Source organism: Klebsiella oxytoca NBRC 105695 (assembly GCF_001598695.1).
GTDB classification, from domain to species: domain Bacteria; phylum Pseudomonadota; class Gammaproteobacteria; order Enterobacterales; family Enterobacteriaceae; genus Klebsiella; species Klebsiella oxytoca.
On the sequence record NZ_BCZK01000013.1, the window covers coordinates 40,116 to 61,018 of the forward strand.

25 protein-coding genes are annotated in these 20,903 nt (G+C 59.1%); 21 read left to right on the forward strand and 4 right to left on the reverse strand.

The annotated features are described in order from the left end of the window. Positions 1–60: 60 nt before the first annotated feature. Entirely contained in the window at positions 61–861 is an 801-nt protein-coding gene (gene pduF / locus KO1_RS20640) for a propanediol diffusion facilitator PduF (protein ID WP_047720715.1), read from the reverse strand. 525 nt (positions 862–1,386) lie between these two features. Between pduF and pduA the strand changes: the two genes are divergently transcribed. The 21 genes from pduA to KO1_RS20745 all read left to right on the forward strand — a co-directional run bounded on the left by pduA (position 1,387) and on the right by KO1_RS20745 (position 18,230). After that, complete coding sequence (gene pduA / locus KO1_RS20645) at positions 1,387–1,671, forward strand: propanediol utilization microcompartment protein PduA (RefSeq protein ID WP_001183618.1); 285 nt, start codon at positions 1,387–1,389, stop codon at positions 1,669–1,671. Continuing rightward, positions 1,668–2,480: a propanediol utilization microcompartment protein PduB gene (gene pduB, locus KO1_RS20650; RefSeq protein WP_004105122.1), complete on the forward strand. Its 813-nt coding sequence runs from the start codon at positions 1,668–1,670 to the stop codon at positions 2,478–2,480. The genes pduA and pduB overlap by 4 nt, the downstream gene beginning before the upstream one ends. An 18-nt stretch (positions 2,481–2,498) precedes the next feature. Continuing rightward, a complete protein-coding gene (gene pduC, locus KO1_RS20655) occupies positions 2,499–4,163 on the forward strand; it encodes a propanediol dehydratase large subunit PduC (protein ID WP_004105132.1) in 1,665 nt (554 codons plus the stop codon). 10 nt (positions 4,164–4,173) lie between these two features. Continuing rightward, the gene (pduD, locus tag KO1_RS20660) at positions 4,174–4,848 is read left to right on the forward strand and encodes a propanediol dehydratase medium subunit PduD (protein ID WP_004105135.1); all 675 of its coding nucleotides are present in this window, start codon (positions 4,174–4,176) and stop codon (positions 4,846–4,848) included. A gap of 14 nt (positions 4,849–4,862) precedes the next feature. Continuing rightward, positions 4,863–5,384 (forward strand): propanediol dehydratase small subunit PduE, encoded by a 522-nt coding sequence (gene pduE / locus KO1_RS20665; RefSeq protein ID WP_016809888.1) that lies wholly within the window; start codon positions 4,863–4,865, stop codon positions 5,382–5,384. Positions 5,385–5,399: 15 nt separating this feature from the next. After that, entirely contained in the window at positions 5,400–7,232 is a 1,833-nt protein-coding gene (gene pduG / locus KO1_RS20670) for a propanediol dehydratase reactivase alpha subunit PduG (RefSeq protein ID WP_004105140.1), read from the forward strand. Further along, positions 7,222–7,572: a propanediol dehydratase reactivase beta subunit PduH gene (gene pduH, locus KO1_RS20675; protein ID WP_004105142.1), complete on the forward strand. Its 351-nt coding sequence runs from the start codon at positions 7,222–7,224 to the stop codon at positions 7,570–7,572. The genes pduG and pduH overlap by 11 nt, the downstream gene beginning before the upstream one ends. 19 nt (positions 7,573–7,591) lie before the next feature. Continuing rightward, a complete protein-coding gene (pduJ, locus tag KO1_RS20680; RefSeq protein ID WP_001057755.1) occupies positions 7,592–7,867 on the forward strand; it encodes a propanediol utilization microcompartment protein PduJ in 276 nt (91 codons plus the stop codon). Positions 7,868–7,870: 3 nt separating this feature from the next. Then, a complete protein-coding gene (locus KO1_RS20685; RefSeq protein WP_086075064.1) occupies positions 7,871–8,353 on the forward strand; it encodes a BMC domain-containing protein in 483 nt (160 codons plus the stop codon). Further along, on the forward strand, positions 8,353–8,985 hold the full coding sequence (locus KO1_RS20690; protein ID WP_047720714.1) for a phosphate propanoyltransferase: 633 nt from the start codon (positions 8,353–8,355) through the stop codon (positions 8,983–8,985). Before KO1_RS20685 ends, KO1_RS20690 begins: the two co-directional genes overlap by 1 nt. Then, entirely contained in the window at positions 8,982–9,473 is a 492-nt protein-coding gene (gene pduM, locus KO1_RS20695; RefSeq protein ID WP_047720713.1) for a microcompartment protein PduM, read from the forward strand. Before KO1_RS20690 ends, pduM begins: the two co-directional genes overlap by 4 nt. 3 nt (positions 9,474–9,476) lie before the next feature. Further along, positions 9,477–9,752, forward strand: coding sequence for a propanediol utilization microcompartment protein PduN (gene pduN / locus KO1_RS20700; RefSeq protein ID WP_000549823.1), 276 nt, complete (start codon positions 9,477–9,479; stop codon positions 9,750–9,752). Positions 9,753–9,761: 9 nt separating this feature from the next. After that, positions 9,762–10,772 (forward strand): two-domain cob(I)yrinic acid a,c-diamide adenosyltransferase PduO, encoded by a 1,011-nt coding sequence (gene pduO, locus KO1_RS20705; protein ID WP_004115028.1) that lies wholly within the window; start codon positions 9,762–9,764, stop codon positions 10,770–10,772. Then, complete coding sequence (pduP, locus tag KO1_RS20710; RefSeq protein ID WP_016809893.1) at positions 10,769–12,160, forward strand: CoA-acylating propionaldehyde dehydrogenase PduP; 1,392 nt, start codon at positions 10,769–10,771, stop codon at positions 12,158–12,160. The genes pduO and pduP overlap by 4 nt, the downstream gene beginning before the upstream one ends. An 11-nt stretch (positions 12,161–12,171) precedes the next feature. Continuing rightward, positions 12,172–13,284, forward strand: coding sequence for a 1-propanol dehydrogenase PduQ (gene pduQ, locus KO1_RS20715; protein WP_004105190.1), 1,113 nt, complete (start codon positions 12,172–12,174; stop codon positions 13,282–13,284). Next, entirely contained in the window at positions 13,281–14,636 is a 1,356-nt protein-coding gene (gene pduS / locus KO1_RS20720) for a cobalamin reductase PduS (protein ID WP_004105191.1), read from the forward strand. The genes pduQ and pduS overlap by 4 nt, the downstream gene beginning before the upstream one ends. A gap of 2 nt (positions 14,637–14,638) precedes the next feature. Beyond that, positions 14,639–15,193, forward strand: a complete 555-nt coding sequence (pduT, locus tag KO1_RS20725; RefSeq protein ID WP_000075777.1) for a propanediol utilization microcompartment protein PduT — start codon at positions 14,639–14,641, stop codon at positions 15,191–15,193. Then, positions 15,193–15,543 (forward strand): propanediol utilization microcompartment protein PduU, encoded by a 351-nt coding sequence (gene pduU / locus KO1_RS20730; RefSeq protein ID WP_000441103.1) that lies wholly within the window; start codon positions 15,193–15,195, stop codon positions 15,541–15,543. The genes pduT and pduU overlap by 1 nt, the downstream gene beginning before the upstream one ends. A 4-nt stretch (positions 15,544–15,547) precedes the next feature. Continuing rightward, positions 15,548–16,000 carry a propanediol utilization protein PduV gene (gene pduV, locus KO1_RS20735; RefSeq protein WP_004105216.1) on the forward strand — a complete coding sequence of 151 codons (453 nt, stop codon included), beginning with the start codon at positions 15,548–15,550 and terminating at the stop codon, positions 15,998–16,000. Then, on the forward strand, positions 15,985–17,199 hold the full coding sequence (locus KO1_RS20740; protein WP_004105218.1) for an acetate/propionate family kinase: 1,215 nt from the start codon (positions 15,985–15,987) through the stop codon (positions 17,197–17,199). The genes pduV and KO1_RS20740 overlap by 16 nt, the downstream gene beginning before the upstream one ends. A 164-nt stretch (positions 17,200–17,363) precedes the next feature. Continuing rightward, positions 17,364–18,230, forward strand: a complete 867-nt coding sequence (locus KO1_RS20745) for a GHMP family kinase ATP-binding protein (protein WP_004105221.1) — start codon at positions 17,364–17,366, stop codon at positions 18,228–18,230. Positions 18,231–18,313: 83 nt separating this feature from the next. Here KO1_RS20745 and KO1_RS28850 read toward each other — a convergent pair whose 3' ends face one another. From KO1_RS28850 to amiC, 3 genes are read right to left on the reverse strand one after another with little or no spacing between them, the layout of a single operon-like run. Then, positions 18,314–18,442, reverse strand: coding sequence for a hypothetical protein (locus KO1_RS28850; RefSeq protein ID WP_263440524.1), 129 nt, complete (start codon positions 18,440–18,442; stop codon positions 18,314–18,316). Positions 18,443–18,491: 49 nt separating this feature from the next. Beyond that, on the reverse strand, positions 18,492–19,571 hold the full coding sequence (gene cobD / locus KO1_RS20750) for a threonine-phosphate decarboxylase CobD (RefSeq protein WP_049094249.1): 1,080 nt from the start codon (positions 19,569–19,571) through the stop codon (positions 18,492–18,494). 17 nt (positions 19,572–19,588) lie between these two features. Then, positions 19,589–20,842: an N-acetylmuramoyl-L-alanine amidase AmiC gene (amiC, locus tag KO1_RS20755; RefSeq protein ID WP_024274647.1), complete on the reverse strand. Its 1,254-nt coding sequence runs from the start codon at positions 20,840–20,842 to the stop codon at positions 19,589–19,591. Positions 20,843–20,903: the final 61 nt, after the last annotated feature.

A 20,903-nucleotide genomic window follows, 5' to 3' on the forward strand; every position in this document is an offset into this window, starting at 1 on the left:
CGTTTTTGGCGAGTTCGTGATACCGGTTCATGAAAATTTTTGGCTATTTCAGCCGTGACCTTAATCCTCTAATTTACAGGTATTACACGGTAGATTATTACCAATCAGATAACGATAGATGGCCGCGCCGAGACAAGCGCCGATCAGTGGCGCAATAATCGGCACAATAAAGTACGGAATATCCCTTCCGCCGGTCATCGCGATATCGCCCCAACCCGCCATCCACGTAAACAGCTTCGGCCCAAAATCACGCGCCGGATTCATCGCAAAGCCGGTCAGCGGCCCGGTTGAAGCGCCAATTACCGCCACCAGCAGGCCGATCAGCAGCGGGGCCAGCGGCCCTTTCGGTACGCCGTTGCCGTCGTCGGTCAGCGCCATAATCATCCCCATCAGCATGGAGGTGATCACCACTTCAACCAGCGCCGCATGCCAGATGCTCAGCGATGTCGCCGGGTAGGTGCTGAAAATACTCGCCAGCTGCAGGCTCTCTACGCTGCCGCGCGCGATATGGTGGGCGGATTCAAACTCGGTAAACATCGTGCTGTACAGCACATAGGCCAGCACCGCGCCGCCAAAGGCGCCGGCAACTTGTGAAACGATATAGGGGAAAACTTTTCGTCCGGGAAAGCAGGCAAACAGCCATAAAGCGACGGTCACCGCCGGGTTGAGATGCCCGCCGGAGATCCCCGAAGTCAGATACACGGCAAGCGAGATCCCCAACCCCCAGATAATGCATATCTCCCACAGTCCGAGGCTGGCTCCCGCCACCTTTAACGCGCTCAGGCAGCCGATGCCGAAAAACAAAAATAGCCCGGTGCCCAAAAACTCGGCGGTACATTGCGCTTTTAACGAATCATTCATTATGACACCTTCTTAGCAGAGTTCGTGTCCTGACCAGCCAACATCCTGCTGGCAGTAGAGTACAACGGGCACCACTATATGAACTCCCGTCCGCAAATTGTTGGCAACCTGCTGACGGCAGCCTCCGGAAAATTCGGGCATCAATAACAAATTATTGTCATTAAATAACTCAGAATTGCATTGCTCACGCGCGGCTTTCGCAATTATGCCAGCGCCATGGCATGCAAAAATATTGCTAAAACCAACTCATCGTTTTCCAACAAACATCACAAATCAGTTTCTCGCGCATAGCAGATAAAATTAAAATCGTCATGAACAAATTTGTAAATATGGAATAAACAAAACAAGATAATCACATCAGCACAAATAAAAATAACAAATAACATCAAACAGTTAAATAAATAAACGACAATTTTATATTATCCAATACCCACTATTTTTTCACCATCAAATTGAAGTCAGCCATTCTTTTTCCTCGCATCTTCTTATAGTCCCAACTATCGGAACACTCCATGCGAGGTCTTTATGCAACAAGAAGCACTAGGAATGGTAGAAACCAAAGGCTTAACCGCAGCCATAGAGGCCGCTGATGCAATGGTTAAGTCAGCCAATGTGATGTTAGTGGGCTATGAAAAGATTGGCTCCGGGCTGGTAACCGTCATCGTGCGCGGCGATGTTGGCGCGGTAAAAGCGGCCACCGATGCGGGTGCCGCCGCCGCACGTAACGTGGGTGAAGTGAAAGCCGTACACGTCATCCCACGCCCTCACACCGATGTAGAAAAAATCTTACCGAAGGGAATTAGCCAATGAGCAGCAATGAGCTGGTTGAACAGATCATGGCTCAGGTGATTGCCCGCGTGGCAACGCCGGAACAGCAGGCCATCCCTACTGAAAACCATCCAATACGAGAGACGGCTATGGCAGAAAAAAGCTGCAGTTTAACGGAATTTGTCGGGACCGCCATTGGCGACACCCTGGGCCTGGTTATCGCCAACGTCGATACCGCCCTGCTGGACGCGATGAAGCTTGAAAAGCGCTATCGCTCCATCGGCATTCTCGGCGCCCGTACCGGCGCAGGCCCGCACATTATGGCGGCGGACGAAGCGGTGAAAGCCACCAACACCGAAGTGGTCAGCATTGAGCTTCCGCGCGATACCAAAGGCGGTGCAGGCCACGGTTCGTTGATTATTTTAGGCGGCAACGACGTTTCCGACGTTAAGCGCGGGATTGAAGTTGCGCTGAAAGAGCTCGACCGCACCTTCGGCGATGTTTACGGCAATGAAGCCGGACATATCGAGCTGCAGTACACCGCCCGCGCCAGCTACGCCCTGGAAAAAGCCTTCGGCGCGCCGATTGGCCGCGCCTGCGGCATTATCGTCGGCGCACCGGCCTCCGTTGGCGTGCTGATGGCCGATACCGCCCTGAAGTCAGCCAACGTAGAAGTCGTGGCGTATAGCTCTCCGGCGCACGGCACCAGCTTCAGTAACGAAGCCATCCTGGTGATTTCCGGCGACTCTGGCGCGGTCCGCCAGGCAGTCACCTCCGCGCGCGAAATCGGTAAAACCGTCCTTGCGACCCTCGGTTCTGAACCGAAAAACGATCGCCCGTCCTACATCTGATACCTACGAGGCTGATTCATGAGATCGAAAAGATTTGAAGCACTGGCGAAACGCCCTGTGAATCAGGACGGCTTCGTTAAGGAATGGATCGAAGAAGGCTTTATCGCGATGGAAAGCCCGAACGATCCGAAACCGTCGATAAAAATCGTTAACGGCGCGGTGACCGAGCTGGACGGGAAACCGGTGAGCGATTTTGACCTGATCGACCACTTTATCGCCCGCTACGGCATTAACCTGAACCGCGCCGAAGAAGTGATGGCGATGGATTCGGTTAAGCTGGCCAACATGCTGTGCGATCCGAACGTTAAACGCAGCGAAATCGTCCCGCTGACCACCGCGATGACGCCGGCAAAAATTGTCGAAGTGGTTTCGCATATGAACGTCGTTGAGATGATGATGGCGATGCAGAAAATGCGCGCCCGCCGCACCCCATCCCAGCAGGCGCACGTCACCAACGTCAAAGATAATCCGGTACAGATTGCCGCCGACGCCGCCGAAGGCGCATGGCGTGGATTTGACGAACAGGAAACCACCGTTGCGGTAGCGCGCTACGCGCCGTTCAACGCCATCGCGCTGCTGGTCGGCTCGCAGGTAGGCCGTCCGGGCGTACTGACTCAGTGCTCGCTGGAAGAAGCCACCGAGCTGAAGCTCGGCATGCTGGGCCACACCTGCTACGCCGAAACCATCTCCGTCTACGGTACCGAACCGGTCTTTACCGACGGCGACGACACGCCGTGGTCGAAAGGTTTCTTAGCCTCCTCCTACGCCTCTCGCGGTCTGAAAATGCGCTTCACCTCCGGCTCCGGCTCCGAAGTGCAGATGGGCTACGCCGAAGGCAAATCCATGCTTTACCTGGAAGCGCGCTGCATCTACATCACCAAAGCCGCGGGCGTACAGGGGCTGCAAAACGGTTCCGTTAGCTGCATCGGCGTGCCGTCTGCGGTACCTTCCGGCATTCGCGCGGTGCTGGCGGAAAACCTGATCTGTTCGTCGCTGGATCTGGAGTGCGCCTCCAGTAACGACCAGACCTTCACCCACTCCGATATGCGTCGTACCGCGCGCCTGCTGATGCAGTTTCTGCCGGGGACCGACTTTATCTCTTCCGGTTATTCCGCGGTGCCGAACTACGACAACATGTTCGCCGGTTCCAACGAAGATGCCGAAGACTTTGACGACTACAACGTCATCCAGCGCGACCTGAAGGTGGACGGTGGTCTGCGTCCGGTTCGCGAAGAAGATGTTATCGCCATCCGTAATAAGGCTGCCCGCGCGCTGCAGGCCGTTTTTGCCGGAATGGGGCTGCCGCCGATTACCGATGAAGAAGTTGAAGCCGCGACCTACGCCCACGGTTCGAAAGATATGCCGGAACGCAACATCGTCGAAGACATCAAGTTCGCCCAGGAAATCATCAATAAAAACCGCAACGGCCTGGAAGTAGTGAAAGCGCTGGCGCAGGGCGGGTTCACCGACGTTGCCCAGGACATGCTCAACATCCAGAAAGCCAAGCTGACCGGAGACTATCTGCATACCTCCGCAATTATCGTCGGCGATGGGCAGGTGCTGTCAGCCGTCAACGACGTTAACGACTATGCCGGTCCGGCAACGGGCTATCGCCTGCAGGGCGAACGCTGGGAAGAGATTAAAAACATCCCTGGCGCTCTTGATCCCAACGAGATTGATTAAGGGGTGAGAAATGGAAATTAATGAAAAATTGCTGCGCCAGATAATTGAAGAAGTGCTCAGCGAGATGAAGGGCAGCGATAAACCCGTCTCGTTTACTGCGCCAGCGGCCTCCGCGGCGCCCCAGGCCACGCCGCCCGCCGGCGACGGCTTCCTGACGGAAGTGGGCGAAGCGCGTCAGGGAACCCAGCAGGACGAAGTGATTATCGCCGTCGGCCCGGCTTTCGGCCTGGCGCAGACCGTCAATATCGTCGGCATACCGCATAAGAGCATTTTGCGCGAAGTCATTGCCGGTATTGAAGAAGAAGGCATTAAGGCGCGCGTGATTCGCTGCTTTAAATCCTCCGACGTGGCCTTCGTCGCCGTTGAAGGCAATCGCCTGAGCGGTTCCGGCATCTCTATCGGCATCCAGTCAAAAGGCACCACGGTGATTCACCAGCAGGGGCTGCCGCCGCTCTCTAACCTGGAGCTGTTCCCCCAGGCGCCGCTGCTGACCCTGGAAACCTATCGCCAGATTGGTAAAAACGCCGCCCGCTATGCGAAACGCGAATCGCCGCAACCGGTCCCGACGCTGAACGACCAGATGGCGCGGCCAAAATACCAGGCGAAATCGGCCATTTTGCACATTAAAGAGACCAAGTACGTGGTAACGGGCAAAAACCCGCAGGAACTGCGCGTGGCGCTTTGATAAAGGATAACTCCATGAATACCGACGCAATTGAATCGATGGTGCGCGACGTATTAAGCCGCATGAACAGCCTGCAGGGCGAGGCGCCGACGGCGGCTCCGGCGGCAGACGGCGCGTCCCGTAGCGCAAAGGTCAGCGACTACCCGCTGGCGAACAAACACCCGGAATGGGTGAAAACCGCCACCAATAAAACGCTGGACGACTTTACGCTGGAAAACGTGCTGAGCAACAAAGTTACCGCCCAGGATATGCGTATTACCCCGGAAACGCTGCGCTTACAGGCTTCTATCGCCAGGGACGCGGGCCGCGACCGGCTGGCGATGAACTTCGAACGCGCCGCCGAACTGACCGCGGTACCGGACGATCGCATTCTTGAAATCTACAACGCCCTCCGCCCCTATCGCTCGACGAAAGAGGAGCTGCTGGCGATCGCCGACGATCTCGAAAGCCGCTATCAGGCGAAGATTTGCGCCGCTTTCGTTCGCGAAGCGGCAACGCTGTACGTCGAGCGTAAAAAACTCAAAGGCGACGATTAATTACAGGGGTATGTGATGCGATATATAGCTGGCATTGATATCGGCAACTCATCGACGGAAGTCGCCCTGGCGACTCTGAATGAGGCTGGCACGCTGACAATCACCCACAGCGCGCTGGCGGAAACCACCGGGATCAAAGGCACGTTGCGTAACGTGTTCGGTATTCAGGAGGCGCTCGCCCTCGTCGCCAGAGGCGCCGGGATCGCTGTCAGCGATATTTCGCTCATCCGCATTAATGAAGCTACGCCGGTGATTGGCGATGTGGCGATGGAAACCATTACCGAGACCATCATCACCGAATCGACCATGATCGGCCATAACCCGAAAACGCCCGGCGGCGCGGGGCTTGGCGTGGGCATCACCATTACGCCGCAGGAGCTGTTAACCCGCCCGGCGGACGCGCCCTATATCCTGGTGGTGTCGTCGGCGTTCGATTTTGCCGATATCGCCAGCGTGATTAACGCTTCTCTGCGCGCCGGATATCAGATTACCGGCGTCATTTTGCAACGCGACGATGGCGTGCTGGTCAGCAACCGGCTGGAAAAACCGCTGCCGATTGTTGACGAAGTGCTGTACATCGACCGCATTCCGCTGGGAATGCTGGCGGCAATTGAGGTCGCCGTCCCGGGGAAGGTCATCGAAACGCTCTCTAACCCCTACGGCATCGCCACCGTATTCAACCTCAACGCCGAGGAGACGAAAAACATCGTCCCGATGGCTCGCGCGCTGATTGGCAACCGTTCCGCCGTGGTGGTCAAAACGCCATCCGGTGACGTCAAAGCGCGCGCGATACCCGCCGGTAACCTTGAGCTGCTGGCCCAGGGCCGGAGCGTACGCGTAGACGTTGCCGCTGGCGCCGAAGCCATCATGAAAGCGGTCGACGGCTGCGGCAAGCTCGATAACGTCACCGGCGAGTCGGGGACCAATATCGGCGGCATGCTGGAACACGTGCGCCAGACCATGGCCGAGCTGACCAACAAGCCCAGCAGCGAAATATTCATTCAGGACCTGCTGGCCGTCGATACCTCGGTGCCGGTGAGCGTCACCGGCGGTCTTGCCGGGGAGTTCTCGCTGGAGCAGGCCGTGGGCATCGCCTCAATGGTGAAATCGGATCGTCTGCAGATGGCGATGATTGCCCGCGAAATCGAGCAGAAGCTCAATATCGACGTGCAGATCGGCGGCGCCGAGGCCGAAGCCGCCATTCTGGGCGCGCTGACCACGCCGGGTACCACCCGACCGCTGGCGATCCTCGACCTCGGCGCAGGCTCCACCGATGCCTCCATCATCAACCCCAAAGGCGAAATCATCGCCACTCACCTCGCCGGAGCTGGCGATATGGTGACGATGATTATTGCCCGCGAGCTGGGGCTGGAAGACCGCTATCTGGCGGAAGAGATCAAGAAGTATCCGCTGGCCAAGGTGGAAAGTCTGTTCCATTTACGCCACGAGGACGGCAGCGTGCAGTTCTTCTCCACGCCGCTGCCCCCCGCCGTATTCGCCCGCGTCTGCGTGGTGAAACCGGACGAACTGGTGCCACTACCCGGCGACTTAGCGCTGGAAAAAGTACGCGCCATTCGCCGCAGCGCCAAAGAGCGGGTCTTTGTCACCAACGCCCTGCGCGCACTGCGTCAGGTCAGCCCCACCGGCAACATTCGCGATATTCCGTTCGTGGTGCTGGTCGGCGGTTCGTCGCTGGATTTCGAGGTCCCGCAGCTGGTCACCGATGCGCTGGCGCACTACCGCCTGGTTGCCGGGCGGGGAAATATTCGCGGCAGCGAGGGCCCCAGAAACGCGGTGGCCACCGGCCTGATTCTCTCCTGGCATAAGGAGTTCGCACATGGACAGTAATCACAGCGCTCCGGCTATTGTGATCGCCGCCATCGACGGCTGCGACGGCCTGTGGCGCGAAGTGCTGCTGGGTATCGAAGAGGAAGGCATTCCTTTCCTGCTCCAGCATCACCCGGCCGGGGATGTCGTGGACAGCGCCTGGCAGGCGGCGCGCAGCTCGCCGCTACTGGTGGGCATCGCCTGCGATCGCCATACGCTGGTCGTGCACTACAAGAATTTACCCGCATCGGCGCCGCTTTTTACGCTGATGCATCATCAGGACAGTCAGGCCCAACGTAACACCGGTAATAACGCGGCACGGCTGGTCAAAGGGATCCCGTTCCGGGATCTGAATAGCTAAGCAACAGGAGAACAGCAGTATGAATAACGCACTGGGACTGGTTGAAACAAAAGGGTTAGTAGGCGCCATTGAGGCCGCCGATGCGATGGTGAAATCGGCCAACGTGCAGCTGGTCGGCTACGAAAAAATTGGCTCGGGTCTGGTGACCGTAATGGTTCGCGGCGATGTCGGCGCGGTCAAAGCGGCGGTAGATGCGGGCAGCGCGGCGGCAAGCGTCGTAGGCGAAGTGAAATCCTGCCACGTGATCCCGCGTCCGCACAGCGACGTTGAGGCCATTTTACCGAAATCAGCCTGATTGATGGCGAATAAGGAGCACCGCGTGAAGCAATCACTGGGATTACTTGAAGTTTGTGGTCTGGCACTGGCTATTAGCTGCGCCGATATCATGGCGAAATCCGCTTCTATCACGCTGGTCGCCCTCGAAAAGACCAATGGTTCAGGCTGGACGGTCATTAAAATTACCGGTGATGTGGCCTCAGTACAGGCGGCCATCACCACCGGTGCACAGTTTGCCGAACAGCGAAACGGTCTGGTGGCTCATAAAGTCATCGCCAGACCCGGAGAAGGGATCCTGCCCGCAGAGGCTCCCCCACCCTCCGTCATGGAACCTGAGCCTGAAGAGTCAGAGACGGCTAATGTCGTTTCTGAAGCGCCAGCAGAAGAGCCCCTCCAGCAACAAGGCGTGGTCAGCTGCAACCTGTGCCTGGATCCAAAATGTCCGCGCCAGAAGGGCGAACCGCGCACCCTTTGCATTCATCCCGGCAAGCGAGGTGAAGCGTAATGGATAAACAGCTTCTCGAATCAACGGTCAGTAAAGTCCTCGACGAGATGCGTCTGCGGCCCATTCCGCTGGGGGTTTCAAATCGTCATATCCACCTGTCGGCGTCGGATTATGAACGCCTGTTTCCTGGCCATCCCATCAGCGAGAAAAAAGCGCTGCTGCAGCCGGGACAGTACGCTGCGGAGCAAACCGTCACCCTGGTAGGGCCGAAGGGGCAGCTTAAAAATGTGCGCCTGCTCGGCCCACTGCGTTCGGTAAGCCAGGTGGAAATATCGCGTACCGATGCCAGAACCCTGGGGGTTGCGGCGCCGCTGAGAATGTCCGGCGATCTGAAAGGGACGCCGGGCATCCGTCTGGTCAGCCCCTATGGCGAACTGACGCTGTCGTCAGGGGTTATCGTCGCGCAGCGGCATATTCATATGTCGCCGCTCGATGCGCTGATCCTGCGGGTTTCCCACGGCGATAGGGTCTCCGTGGCCATTGAAGGCGACGAGCGCGGGGTGATTTTCAACAACGTGGCGATTCGCGTTTCACCGGATATGCGTCTCGAAATGCACATTGATACCGATGAAGCCAACGCCGCCGGCGCCGATAATCCGCAGGCCTTTGCCCGGCTGGTAGGCCCGCGATGAACAGCGAAGTTCTGCAGCGCATCGTGGAGGAAATCGTCTCCAGGCTGCAGCGTCGCGCCCACAGCACGGCGACGCTGAGCGTTGCGCAGCTGCGCGATGCCGACTGCCCCGGGCTGTTCAGCCAGCACGCCTCGCTGCGCATCCTGCTTGTCGACCTGCCGCTGCTGGGCCAGCTGACGGAGGCGGAAACCGACGATCCTGCGGCCCGGAAAATTCACGACGCGCTGGCTTTCGGCATCCGCGTGCAGCTCACCCTGCACAGCCAGCTGCTGCCGGTTATCCCGGTCAAAAAACTGGCGCGCCTGCCGACGATCTTCACCGACGAGCGCGGGCTGCCGCTGATCCTGCACGCAGGATCGGTGCTGAGCTATCGCGACGTCGCGCAGCTGGGCCAGGGTCGCCTGGTTATCCACCGCAAATGCATCGTGACCGCGCTGGCGCGCGAAGCGGCACAGGCGCGGCATATTCAATTAATTAAGCAGGAGTAAATCATGCATCTGGCACGAGTCACGGGCGCGGTTGTCTCCACGCAAAAATCGCCTTCCCTGATCGGCAAAAAGCTGCTGCTGGTGCGGCGGGTCAGCGCCGATGGCGAGCTTCCCGCCTCGCCGACCTCCGGTGATGAAGTCGCCGTGGATTCCGTCGGCGCGGGGATCGGCGAGCTGGTTCTGCTCAGCGGCGGCTCCAGCGCCAGGCACGTTTTTTCCGGGCCAAACGAGGCCATCGACCTCGCCGTTGTCGGCATTGTCGATACGCTTTCACGTTAAGGAGCGAATATGGCGATTTATACCCGAACGGGCGACGCTGGCACCACCTCACTCTTTACCGGCCAGCGGGTGAGTAAAACCCACCCGCGGGTTGAAGCCTACGGCACGCTGGATGAGCTGAACGCCGCGCTGAGCCTGTGCGCCTGCGCCGCCGCGGATGAAAATCACCGCGCCTTACTTGAGGCCATCCAGCAGCAGCTTTTTTGGTTTAGCGCAGAACTGGCCAGCGACAGCGAACGGCCGTCACCGAAACAGCGCTACATCAGCAGCGAAGAGATTTCCGCTCTGGAAGCCGCCATCGATCGGGCCATGGCCCGCGTCGAACCGCTGCACAGTTTTATTTTACCCGGCCGCTGCGAAGCCGCGAGCCGCCTGCATTTTGCCCGCACGCTGGCCCGCCGGGCCGAACGGCGACTGGTTGAGCTGGCGGCGGAAGTCAACGTGCGCCAGGTGCTGATGCGCTACATCAATCGCTTGTCAGACTGCCTGTACGCCCTGGCGCGCGCGGAAGATAGCGATGCGCACCAGAACAACATCATTCGTGAAGTGAGCCGGCGCTATCTGGCCGCCACTCTACCGAGCCGCAGCAAGGAGAAGACGCCCCTGGACCTTTCATTCCACGATCTGCACCAGCTCACCCGCGCCGCCGTTGAGCGCGCGCAGCAGCTTCAGGTGCCGGTGGTGATCAGCATCGTTGACGCACACGGCACCGAAACCGTGACCTGGCGGATGCCGGACGCCCTGCTGGTCAGCAGCGAACTGGCGCCGAAAAAAGCCTGGACCGCGGTGGCGATGAAAACGGCAACCCATGAGCTGAGCGAGGCCGTTCAGCCGGGCGCCGCGCTTTATGGCCTCGAAACGCATTTGCAGGGAAAAGTGGTTACCTTTGGCGGCGGTTACGCCCTGTGGCGCGACGGCTCATTAATTGGGGGTCTTGGCATCAGCGGCGGCAGCGTTGAACAGGACATGGATATAGCACAGACCGCCATCGCGGCCATTAACGTGGGAACTCATCAATGAATACTTCTGAACTCGAAACGCTTATTCGCACCATTCTTAGCGAACAGTTAACCCCAGCCCAAACGCCGAACCCGGCGCAGGGCAAAGGGATTTTTCAGTCCGTGAGCGAGGCCATTGATGCCGCGCATCAGGCGTTCTTACGTTATCAGCAGTGCCCGCTAAAAACCCGCAGCGCCATCATTAGCGCAATGCGTCAGGAGCTGACGCCGCATCTGGCCGCCCTGGCGGAAGAGAGCGCCAATGAAACGGGGATGGGCAACAAAGAAGATAAATTTTTGAAAAACAAAGCTGCGCTGGACAACACGCCGGGCGTGGAAGATCTCACCACCACGGCACTGACCGGCGACGGCGGCATGGTGCTGTTTGAGTATTCGCCATTTGGCGTTATCGGGTCGGTCGCACCGAGCACCAACCCGACGGAAACCATCATTAATAACAGCATCAGCATGCTGGCGGCGGGCAATAGCGTCTACTTCAGCCCGCATCCGGGAGCAAAAAAGGTCTCACTGAAGCTGATTAGCATGATTGAAGAGATTGTTTTCCGCTGCTGCGGCATCCGCAATCTGGTGGTTACCGTAGCAGAACCCACTTTCGAAGCTACCCAGCAGATGATGGCCCATCCGCGCATTGCGGTTCTGGCCATTACCGGCGGCCCGGGTATTGTGGCGATGGGCATGAAGAGCGGTAAGAAAGTCATTGGCGCTGGCGCGGGTAACCCGCCCTGCATCGTTGATGAAACGGCGGATCTGGTTAAAGCGGCGGAAGATATCATCAACGGCGCCTCGTTCGATTACAACCTGCCCTGCATTGCCGAGAAGAGCCTGATTGTGGTGGAGAGCGTCGCCGAACGTCTGGTGCAGCAAATGCAAACCTTCGGCGCGCTGCTGCTGAGCCCTGCCGACACTGACAAACTCCGGGCCGCCTGCCTGCCTGAAGGCCAGGCGAATAAAAAACTGGTCGGCAAAAGCCCATCAGCCATGCTCGAAGCGGCCGGGATCGCCGTTCCGGCGAAAGCGCCGCGTCTGCTGATAGCGCTGGTTAACGCCGACGATCCGTGGGTCACCAGCGAGCAGCTGATGCCGATGCTGCCGATAGTGAAAGTTAGCGATTTCGATAGCGCGCTGGCCCTGGCGCTGAAGGTTGAAGAAGGACTGCATCATACCGCCATTATGCACTCGCAGAACGTGTCGCGCCTGAACCTCGCGGCCCGCACCCTGCAAACCTCGATATTCGTCAAGAACGGCCCCTCTTATGCCGGGATCGGCGTCGGCGGCGAAGGCTTTACCACCTTTACTATCGCCACGCCGACCGGTGAAGGGACAACCTCGGCGCGCACGTTTGCCCGATCCCGTCGCTGCGTGCTGACCAACGGCTTTTCCATTCGCTAACCGAGGTCGCGATGAAAACTTTCTCACTACAAACGCGGTTGTACAGCGGTCAGGGTAGCCTGGCGGTGCTCAAGCGCTTTACCAACAAGCACATCTGGATTATCTGCGATGGCTTTCTTGCGCGCTCGCCGCTGCTGGAAACCCTGCGTCAGGCGTTGCCCGCAGATAACCGCATTAGCGTCTTTAGCGAGATAACCCCGGACCCCACTATCCACACCGTGGTACAGGGCATTGCGCAAATGCAGGCCCTGCAGCCGCAGGTGGTCATCGGCTTCGGCGGCGGATCGGCAATGGATGCGGCGAAAGCTATCGTCTGGTTCAGTCAGCAGAGCGGCATCAGCATCGAAACCTGCGTGGCTATACCGACCACCAGCGGTACCGGTTCAGAAGTAACCAGCGCCTGCGTAATTAGCGATCCGGATAAAGGCATCAAGTACCCGCTGTTCAACAATGCGCTCTATCCCGATATGGCGATCCTTGACCCGGAGCTGGTGGTCAGCGTGCCGCCGCAGATTACGGCCAACACCGGCATGGACGTGCTGACCCACGCGCTGGAGGCGTGGGTCTCTCCGCACGCCAGCGACTTTACCGACGCGCTGGCGGAAAAAGCCGCCAAACTGGTGTTCCAGTATCTGCCCACCGCGGTGGAAAAAGGCGACTGCGTGGCGACGCGCGGGAAAATGCACAATGCCTCAACGCTTGCCGGGATGGCGTTCAGCCAGGCGGGGCTGGGGCTTAACCATGCTATCGCCCACCAGCTTGGCGGGCAGTTTCATCTCCCGCACGGACTGGCCAACGCGCTGCTGTTAACCGCGGTTATCCGCTTTAACGCCGGTCATCCGCGCGCCGGAAAACGCTACGCGCGGCTGGCCAAAGCCTGCGGCTTTTGTCCGGCAGACGCCAGCGATAGTACGGCGATCAATGCGCTGATCCAGCAAATCGAACGGCTCAAGCAGCGCTGTGCGCTGCCGTCACTGGCGGTCGCGCTGAAAGAGGGACGTGCCGAGTACTCAGCGCGCATTCCGGCCATGGTGCAGGCCGCACTGGCTGACGTGACCTTGCGCACGAATCCTCGCCCGGCCAGCGCCGGGGAAATTCAGGAACTGCTGGAGGAACTGCTATGAGTACCGCCGTCAACGCTGTTGAAATGGCCAGAAGCGCCGAGGAGATCCGCGAGCGCGTGCGCGCTGCGGGCGTAGTCGGCGCGGGTGGAGCGGGTTTTCCCGCCCACGTGAAGCTGCAGGCGCAGGTGGAGATCTTTCTGGTTAACGCCGCCGAGTGCGAACCGATGCTCAAGGTCGACCAGCAGCTAATGTGGCAGCAGGCTGCACGTCTGGTCCGCGGCGTGCAGTACGCGATGACGGCAACCGGCGCGCGCGAAGGGGTGATTGCCCTGAAAGAGAAGTACCGCCGGGCTATCGACGCCCTCACCCCGCTGCTGCCTGCCGGTATTCGCCTGCATATTCTGCCGGATGTCTATCCCGCAGGCGATGAGGTGCTGACTATCTGGTTAGCTACCGGTCGACGGGTCGCACCCGCCGCGCTGCCAGCCAGCGTTGGGGTCGTGGTGAATAACGTACAAACGGTGCTCAATATTGCCCGTGCGGTTGAGCAGCAGTTTCCGGTGACCCGCCGCACGCTAACCGTTAACGGCGCGGTCGCCCGACCGCTGACCGTCACCGTCCCCATCGGCATGTCGCTGCGCGAAGTGCTGGCGCTGGCGGGCGGCGCGACGGTCGACGACCCCGGTTTTATTAACGGTGGCCCGATGATGGGCGGCCTGATGACTGCTCTCGATAGCCCAGTAACCAAAACTACCGGCGGCCTGCTGGTGCTGCCCAAAAGCCATCCGCTTATCCAGCGGCGGATGCAGGACGAGCGCACGGTGCTTTCCGTGGCCCGTACCGTCTGCGAACAGTGTCGCCTGTGTACCGATCTCTGCCCACGGCATCTGATCGGCCACGAACTCTCCCCGCACCTGCTGGTGCGGGCGGTGAACTTTCATCAGGCCGCCACGCCCCAGCTGCTGCTGAGCGCGCTCACCTGTTCGGAATGCAACGTCTGCGAAAGCGTGGCCTGTCCGGTGGGGATCTCGCCGATGCGCATCAACCGCATGCTGAAACGCGAGCTGCGCGCGCAAAACCAGCGCTATGAAGGACCGCTCTATCCGGCCGACGAAATGGCGAAATATCGCCTCGTGCCGGTGAAGCGACTGATCGCCAAACTGGGGCTGAGCCCCTGGTATCAGGAGGCGCCGCTGGTGGAAGACGAACCGGCAGTAGAAACAGTGACTTTACAGTTGCGCCAGCATATCGGCGCCAGCGCGGTAGCGAACGTTGCAGTGGGAGAACGCGTTACCCGCGGGCAATGCGTTGCCGATATCCCGGCAGGCGCATTAGGCGCGCCGGTTCACGCCAGCATCGACGGCGTGGTTGCGGCCATCAGCGAACAGGCCATCACGGTTGTAAGAGGTTAACCATGTCTCAGGCTATAGGAATTTTAGAACTCACCAGCATTGCCAAAGGAATGGAACTCGGCGATGCGATGCTGAAAAGCGCCAACGTCAATCTGCTGGTCAGCAAGACTATCTGCCCGGGTAAGTTTCTGTTGATGCTCGGCGGGGATATCGGCGCTATCCAGCAGGCCATTGAAACCGGCACTTCGCAGGCCGGCGAAATGCTCGTCGACAGCCTGGTGCTGGCGAATATCCATCCCAGCGTACTCCCGGCCATCAGCGGCCTGAACAGCGTAGACAAACGCCAGGCGGTCGGCATCGTTGAAACCTGGAGCGTTGCGGCCTGCATCAGCGCCGCGGACCGGGCGGTGAAAGGCTCCAACGTCACCCTGGTACGGGTGCATATGGCCTTCGGCATCGGCGGTAAATGCTACATGGTGGTGGCGGGCGACGTTTCCGACGTCAACAACGCGGTTACGGTAGCCAGCGAAAGCGCGGGTGAAAAAGGGCTGCTGGTTTATCGTTCGGTGATCCCGCGACCGCATGAAGCCATGTGGCGACAGATGGTGGAGGGATAATGGAAAGACAGCCAACAACGGATCGCATGATTCAGGAATACGTTCCCGGGAAACAGGTAACCCTCGCGCACCTGATTGCCAATCCCGGGAAAGATCTCTTTAAGAAACTCGGCCTACAGGATGCGGTGTCCGCCATCGGCATCCTCACCATTACGCCCAGCGAAGCGTCGATTATCGCCTGCGATATCGCCACCAAATCCGGCGCGGTGGAGATCGGTTTTCTTGACCGCTTTACCGGCGCCGTGGTGCTGACCGGCGACGTTTCCGCCGTCGAGTACGCCCTCAAGCAGGTGACGCGCACCCTGGGCGAGATGATGCAGTTTACTACCTGCTCAATAACCCGGACGTAGCGCGATGAAACGTCTGATGTTGATCGGCCCCAGCCAGTGCGGCAAAACCTCGCTGACCCAGGGCCTGCGCGGCGAAGCGCTCCATTATAAGAAAACCCAGGCGATTGAATGGTCGCCGATGGCCATCGACACGCCGGGCGAATATCTGGAGAACCGCTGCCTATATAGCGCTCTGTTGACCAGCGCCTGCGAGGCCGACGTTATCGCTCTGGTGCTGAACGCCGACGCCCAGTGGTCGCCGTTTTCTCCGGGTTTTACCGCTCCGATGAACCGCCCGACGATTGGTCTGGTCACTAAAGCCGACCTTGCCGATGCGCAGCGGATATCGCTAATCGGCGAGTGGCTCAGGCAGGCTGGCGCCCAGCAGATTTTTATCACCAGCGCGCTGAATAATCTGGGTCTTGATGCCGTGCTGGATTTTCTGAATTCGAAGGAACCTTTATGTCTTACAAAATAATGGCCATTAATGCCGGCAGTTCATCGTTAAAATTCCAGCTGCTGGAGATGCCTCAGGGCGATATGCTCTGCCAGGGATTGATCGAGCGTATCGGCATGGCAAACGCCCAGGTGACCCTCAAAACGCCGGCGCAAAAATGGCAGGAAACGGCGCCCGTAGCCGATCACCGTGAAGCCGTCACCCTGCTGCTGGAAAAGCTCCTCGACCATCGGATTATCCAGAGTTTGCAGGATATCGATGGCGTCGGCCACCGCGTGGCGCACGGCGGGGAGCGCTTTAAAGATTCGACGCCGGTGACCGATGAGACCTTAGCGGAAATCGAGCGCCTGGCGGAGCTGGCCCCGCTGCATAATCCGGTCAACGCGTTGGGCATTAAAGTTTTCCGCCAGTTGCTGCCCGACGCGCCGTCGGTGGCGGTGTTTGATACCGCTTTTCACCAGACGCTGGACGAGCGCGCGTTTATCTATCCGCTGCCCTGGCGCTACTACAGCGAGTTGGGCATTCGCCGTTACGGCTTCCACGGCACCAGCCACAAGTACGTTAGCGCGACGCTGGCGGAAAAGCTGGGCGTACCGTTGAGCGCTCTGCGCGTGGTGTGCTGCCATCTCGGCAACGGCAGCAGCGTTTGTGCAATCAAAGGCGGGCGCTCGGTTAACACGTCAATGGGCTTTACGCCGCAGTCCGGCGTGATGATGGGCACCCGCAGCGGCGATATCGATCCGTCGATTCTACCGTGGCTGGCGCTGCATGAGGGAAAAACGCCGGAGCAGCTTAATCAGCTGCTGAATAACGAGTCCGGCCTGCTGGGGGTTTCCGGCATCTCGCACGATTATCGCGATGTCGAGCAGGCGGCGGACAGCGGTAATCGTCAGGCAGCCCTGGCGCTCTCGCTGTTTGCCGAGCGCATTCGCGCCACCATCGGCAGTTATATTATGCAGATGGGCGGCCTGGACGCGCTGATCTTTACCGGCGGCATCGGCGAAAACTCCGCCCGCGCCAGGAGCGCCATCTGCCATAACCTGAATTTCCTCGGGCTCTCGGTCGATGAAGAGAAAAACCAGCACAACGCTACCTTTATTCAGGCCGAAAATGCGATGGTCAAAGTGGCGGTCATCAATACCAATGAAGAGCTGATGATTGCCCGCGATGTGATGCGCCTGGCGCTTCCCGAAGCGCAGACATTAACCGTTTCAGCCTGAGCTCGCCGCCAGGCAAATTGCGGTGAATCATGGAAATAGCGGGATCGGCATGACACTATGCGCTTAAAATTCTGAAAACTTTACCCTAAATAATTCAGGTCACAGGACAAAGCACTGGTGCTTTGTCCCGTAGCTTGAAGTATAACGGGTAAAAAGGTGAATACGTGGCCGTAGCGCAATGCCCCGCCTCCTGTGGGGAACTCATCCAGGGCTGGATCCTCGGCAGCGAGAAGCTGGTCTCCTGCCCCGTTGACTGGTACAGCACCGTCGAGGTGGACTACGGTTCGCCTCGGGCGGATGAACGTCCGCTGGCGCGGGCGATGGTCGACCAGTTGCTGAGCTACTGGCGTTATCCGCCGGCGCTGAGCAAGGAGATTCGGATCGATATCTGCTCCACGATTCCGGTTGCCAAAGGTATGGCCAGCAGCACCGCGGACATCGCCGCGACGGCGGTAGCCGCCGCGCATCATCTCGGCCATCCGCTGGATGAACCCACCCTCGCCCGGCTCTGCGTCTCCCTGGAGCCCACCGACAGCACTCTGTTTCGTCAGCTCACCCTGTTCGACCACAACACCGCCGCCACGCAGATTGCCTGTGACAGCCAGCCTCAGCTCGATCTGCTGGTGCTGGAAAGCCCCGCTACGCTGCTGACCACCGATTACCACCGACTTCCCCGGCTTGAAAAGCTGCACGCCCACTCCGCGTCTCTGCAGCTAGCCTGGGAGAAAGTTCAGCTGGCCTGCGAGACGGATAATCCCCGGCGGATGGGAGAGGCCGCGACGCTTAGCGCCGTCGCCAGTCAGCATCTGTTACCAAAGCCGGGGTTTGATACGCTGCGGGGGCTGGTGGAAGAGTGCGATTTATACGGTATTAACGTGGCGCACAGCGGCAGCGTGGTCGGCCTGATGCTCGACCGTCAACGTCACGACATTGAGTATTTACAGCGACGGCTGGAAGAGACGCGACTTAGCGAGCTCTGGCCCAGGCAGCACCTGCTGCGCATGGTGCAGGGCGGCGTCGAACTGCGCTAACGCTGCCGCAGCTATGCCCCGGACAGGCGCTACGCGCCTGTCCGGGCTACCGGACCACAGACGGCTATGAACCCGTAGCCCTGCTAAGCGCAGCGCGAGCCGGGAAGAAGCCGCACCGATGCATTAATCCCGGCGCATTCCCCGGAGGCGGCGCTGCGCGCCTTATCCGGGCTACCGGACCACAGACGACTATGAACCCGTAGCCCGGTCATACAGCAGCGCCACCGGGAAGAACCGCAGACGAACAATAGCGGCAGACATCTACTCGTTAAATACCCGCCTGAAGGCCGTCAGCAGTCGGGTATTTTCCTGCTGGCTGCGGATCGCGACGCGAAAGTAGCGCCCGTCGAGCCCTGGATAATTGGCACAGCTGCGGATCAGGATGTGCTGCTGCAGCATCGCGTATTGCAGATCCAGATCCGCAACGTCGCAGCGCAGAAACAGATAGTTTGCCTGTCCGGGATAGACCGTCAGGCCGGGAATATGGCGCAGTTGATGATAAAAGCGCTGCCCTTCCTCCGCCAGCCACTGCCAGGTTTTCTGCTGGTAGGCGCTATCCTGGAGAATGATCTCCCCCGCCAGGGCGGCAAAAGCATTTATCGACCACGGCATCTGGCGCTCGCGCATTCTTGCCACCGCCCGCGCATCGCCATTGACCAGATACCCCAGGCGCAGGCCGGGTATGGCATAAAATTTGGTGAGCGAACGCAGCACCCACACGTGCGGATTGTGGGCCAGAAGCGGAATAAATCCCGGCTCATCGGGGATAAAATCGATAAACGCCTCATCGAGGATCAGGGCGATGTCCAGCGACTGACAGCGTTCAGCAATCAGCGCCAGCAGTCGACGATCGGGCAGCAGGCCGGTTGGATTGTTCGGCGTGCAGAGAAATAAGCAGTCCAGATCCGGCGTCAGGGCGTCAAGAATCGCTCCGGTGAGCTGCCAGCCATCCTCCTCGCGCAGCAGAAATTCCCGCACCGCGCACTCCACCGACTGCAGCGCCCGGCGATATTCGGCAAAACCCGGAGTGACGATCATCGCCTGGCGCGGTTTCAGCCCCTGAACCAGGGTAAAAATCGCTTCAGTTTCGCCGTTTCCTGCAAGGATCGACGACGCAGGAATATGATGATGTTCCGCCAGCGCAAGGTGCAGCTGCTGATACTCAACGTCGGGATAGCGTTCAGCGCAGTCCATATTGTTGAGGATTGCGCGCTTTAAACTTTCCGGCATCCCCAGCGGGTTGATGTTGGCGCTAAAATCCAGCAACTGCTCCCCAGAGATGCCCATAAGCGCGGCGGCCTCGCGAATATTGCCGCCGTGCGCGCTCTTTAATAGAGCCATTTCACTTTCCTGTTGCGTTATCCTCGCCTTGCCAGCGTCGCGCCGTCGGCGAAGTAGGCTTTAATCCCTGCCAGAATCGACTCTGCAACCTGCTGCTGGAATTTCGCCGTTTTCAGTTTACGCTCTTCTTCGATGTTGCTGATAAACGCGGTTTCCACCAGGATCGATGGAATATCCGGCGCTTTCAGCACCGCGAAGCCCGCCTGCTCAACCTGATTCTTGTGCAGGTTATTAATATTTCCCATCTTTTCCAGCACCGCCTTGCCAAACTTCAGGCTGTCGGCAATGGTCAACGACTGCACCATGTCGAACATCGTGTGGTCGACGTAGCGATCGCCGCTTTTGCTGACGCCGCCGATCAGATCCGAGGCGTTCTGGGTCTGAGCCAGATATTTAGCCGCAGTACTGGTAGCCCCTTTGGTTGACAGGGCAAATACCGACGAGCCGCTCGGCTGACGGCTTGTAAACGCATCGGCGTGAATAGAGACAAACAGGTCGGCGCGCTGCTTCTGCGCTTTGGCGACGCGAACCTTCAGCGGGATAAAGACATCCTCGTTGCGGGTCATATAGACCTTCATGTTGCCCTCTTTCTCGATCAGCGCGCGCAGCCGTCGGGCTATCTGCAGCACCACGTCTTTCTCGCGGGTGCGGTATTTACCCACGGCGCCGGAATCCTCGCCGCCGTGTCCGGGATCGAGCATGATAACGATAGGCCGATCGCGCCCGGCTTTACCCGGTTTCGGCCCGCTCTCCGCAGGCGGAACCTGCCGCTGCAGATCGCCTTTATTGTAATCCTCGAGCAGCGCCAGCAGCGGATCCTGCACGTCGGTCGCGTTGGAAGGGTAGAGATCCATGACCAGACGCTCTTTAAAACCGGCGACCGGAGCGAGCGCGAACAGCTGCGGTTTTACGTTCTGTTTCAGCTCGAACACCATGCGTACGGTTTGCGGGTCGAATTGTCCCACGCGGGCGGACTGAATATAGGGATCGTCGCTGCGAATCTGGTTACCCATGCCTTTAAGGACGGAGTTGAGGTTAACGCCTTCCAGATCCACAACCACACGTTCAGGATTACTGAGCGCAAACTGCCGATATTTCAGGATATGGTTGGACTCCACGGTGACGCGCGTGTAGGTCGATGATGGCCAGACGCGTACGGCAACCACCTGCGCCGCGGCAGCCAACCCAACCGGACTCACACTCATTAACCACATGGCGCCCGCCCCCTGTAAAAATCGGCGGCGGCTTAATCCTGACTTGTATCCCGACATGCCACTCCCAAGCAGTAAGAAATCATTCGTATTTAAAACAAACAGATTGACCAGAAACTTT

Coding starts and splice junctions, on each gene's coding strand:
- pduE (WP_016809888.1), top strand. CDS start 4,863: ATGAATACCGACGCAATTGAATCGATGGTGCGCGACGTATTAAGCCGC.
- pduF (WP_047720715.1), bottom strand. CDS start 861: ATGAATGATTCGTTAAAAGCGCAATGTACCGCCGAGTTTTTGGGCACC.
- pduB (WP_004105122.1), top strand. CDS start 1,668: ATGAGCAGCAATGAGCTGGTTGAACAGATCATGGCTCAGGTGATTGCC.
- pduT (WP_000075777.1), top strand. CDS start 14,639: ATGTCTCAGGCTATAGGAATTTTAGAACTCACCAGCATTGCCAAAGGA.
- pduD (WP_004105135.1), top strand. CDS start 4,174: ATGGAAATTAATGAAAAATTGCTGCGCCAGATAATTGAAGAAGTGCTC.
- KO1_RS20740 (WP_004105218.1), top strand. CDS start 15,985: ATGTCTTACAAAATAATGGCCATTAATGCCGGCAGTTCATCGTTAAAA.
- pduO (WP_004115028.1), top strand. CDS start 9,762: ATGGCGATTTATACCCGAACGGGCGACGCTGGCACCACCTCACTCTTT.
- pduA (WP_001183618.1), top strand. CDS start 1,387: ATGCAACAAGAAGCACTAGGAATGGTAGAAACCAAAGGCTTAACCGCA.
- pduS (WP_004105191.1), top strand. CDS start 13,281: ATGAGTACCGCCGTCAACGCTGTTGAAATGGCCAGAAGCGCCGAGGAG.
- pduQ (WP_004105190.1), top strand. CDS start 12,172: ATGAAAACTTTCTCACTACAAACGCGGTTGTACAGCGGTCAGGGTAGC.
- pduJ (WP_001057755.1), top strand. CDS start 7,592: ATGAATAACGCACTGGGACTGGTTGAAACAAAAGGGTTAGTAGGCGCC.
- KO1_RS20685 (WP_086075064.1), top strand. CDS start 7,871: ATGGCGAATAAGGAGCACCGCGTGAAGCAATCACTGGGATTACTTGAA.
- KO1_RS20690 (WP_047720714.1), top strand. CDS start 8,353: ATGGATAAACAGCTTCTCGAATCAACGGTCAGTAAAGTCCTCGACGAG.
- amiC (WP_024274647.1), bottom strand. CDS start 20,842: ATGTCGGGATACAAGTCAGGATTAAGCCGCCGCCGATTTTTACAGGGG.
- KO1_RS28850 (WP_263440524.1), bottom strand. CDS start 18,442: ATGACCGGGCTACGGGTTCATAGTCGTCTGTGGTCCGGTAGCCCGGAT.
- pduV (WP_004105216.1), top strand. CDS start 15,548: ATGAAACGTCTGATGTTGATCGGCCCCAGCCAGTGCGGCAAAACCTCG.
- pduP (WP_016809893.1), top strand. CDS start 10,769: ATGAATACTTCTGAACTCGAAACGCTTATTCGCACCATTCTTAGCGAA.
- pduM (WP_047720713.1), top strand. CDS start 8,982: ATGAACAGCGAAGTTCTGCAGCGCATCGTGGAGGAAATCGTCTCCAGG.
- pduH (WP_004105142.1), top strand. CDS start 7,222: ATGGACAGTAATCACAGCGCTCCGGCTATTGTGATCGCCGCCATCGAC.
- pduU (WP_000441103.1), top strand. CDS start 15,193: ATGGAAAGACAGCCAACAACGGATCGCATGATTCAGGAATACGTTCCC.
- pduC (WP_004105132.1), top strand. CDS start 2,499: ATGAGATCGAAAAGATTTGAAGCACTGGCGAAACGCCCTGTGAATCAG.
- pduN (WP_000549823.1), top strand. CDS start 9,477: ATGCATCTGGCACGAGTCACGGGCGCGGTTGTCTCCACGCAAAAATCG.
- cobD (WP_049094249.1), bottom strand. CDS start 19,571: ATGGCTCTATTAAAGAGCGCGCACGGCGGCAATATTCGCGAGGCCGCC.
- pduG (WP_004105140.1), top strand. CDS start 5,400: ATGCGATATATAGCTGGCATTGATATCGGCAACTCATCGACGGAAGTC.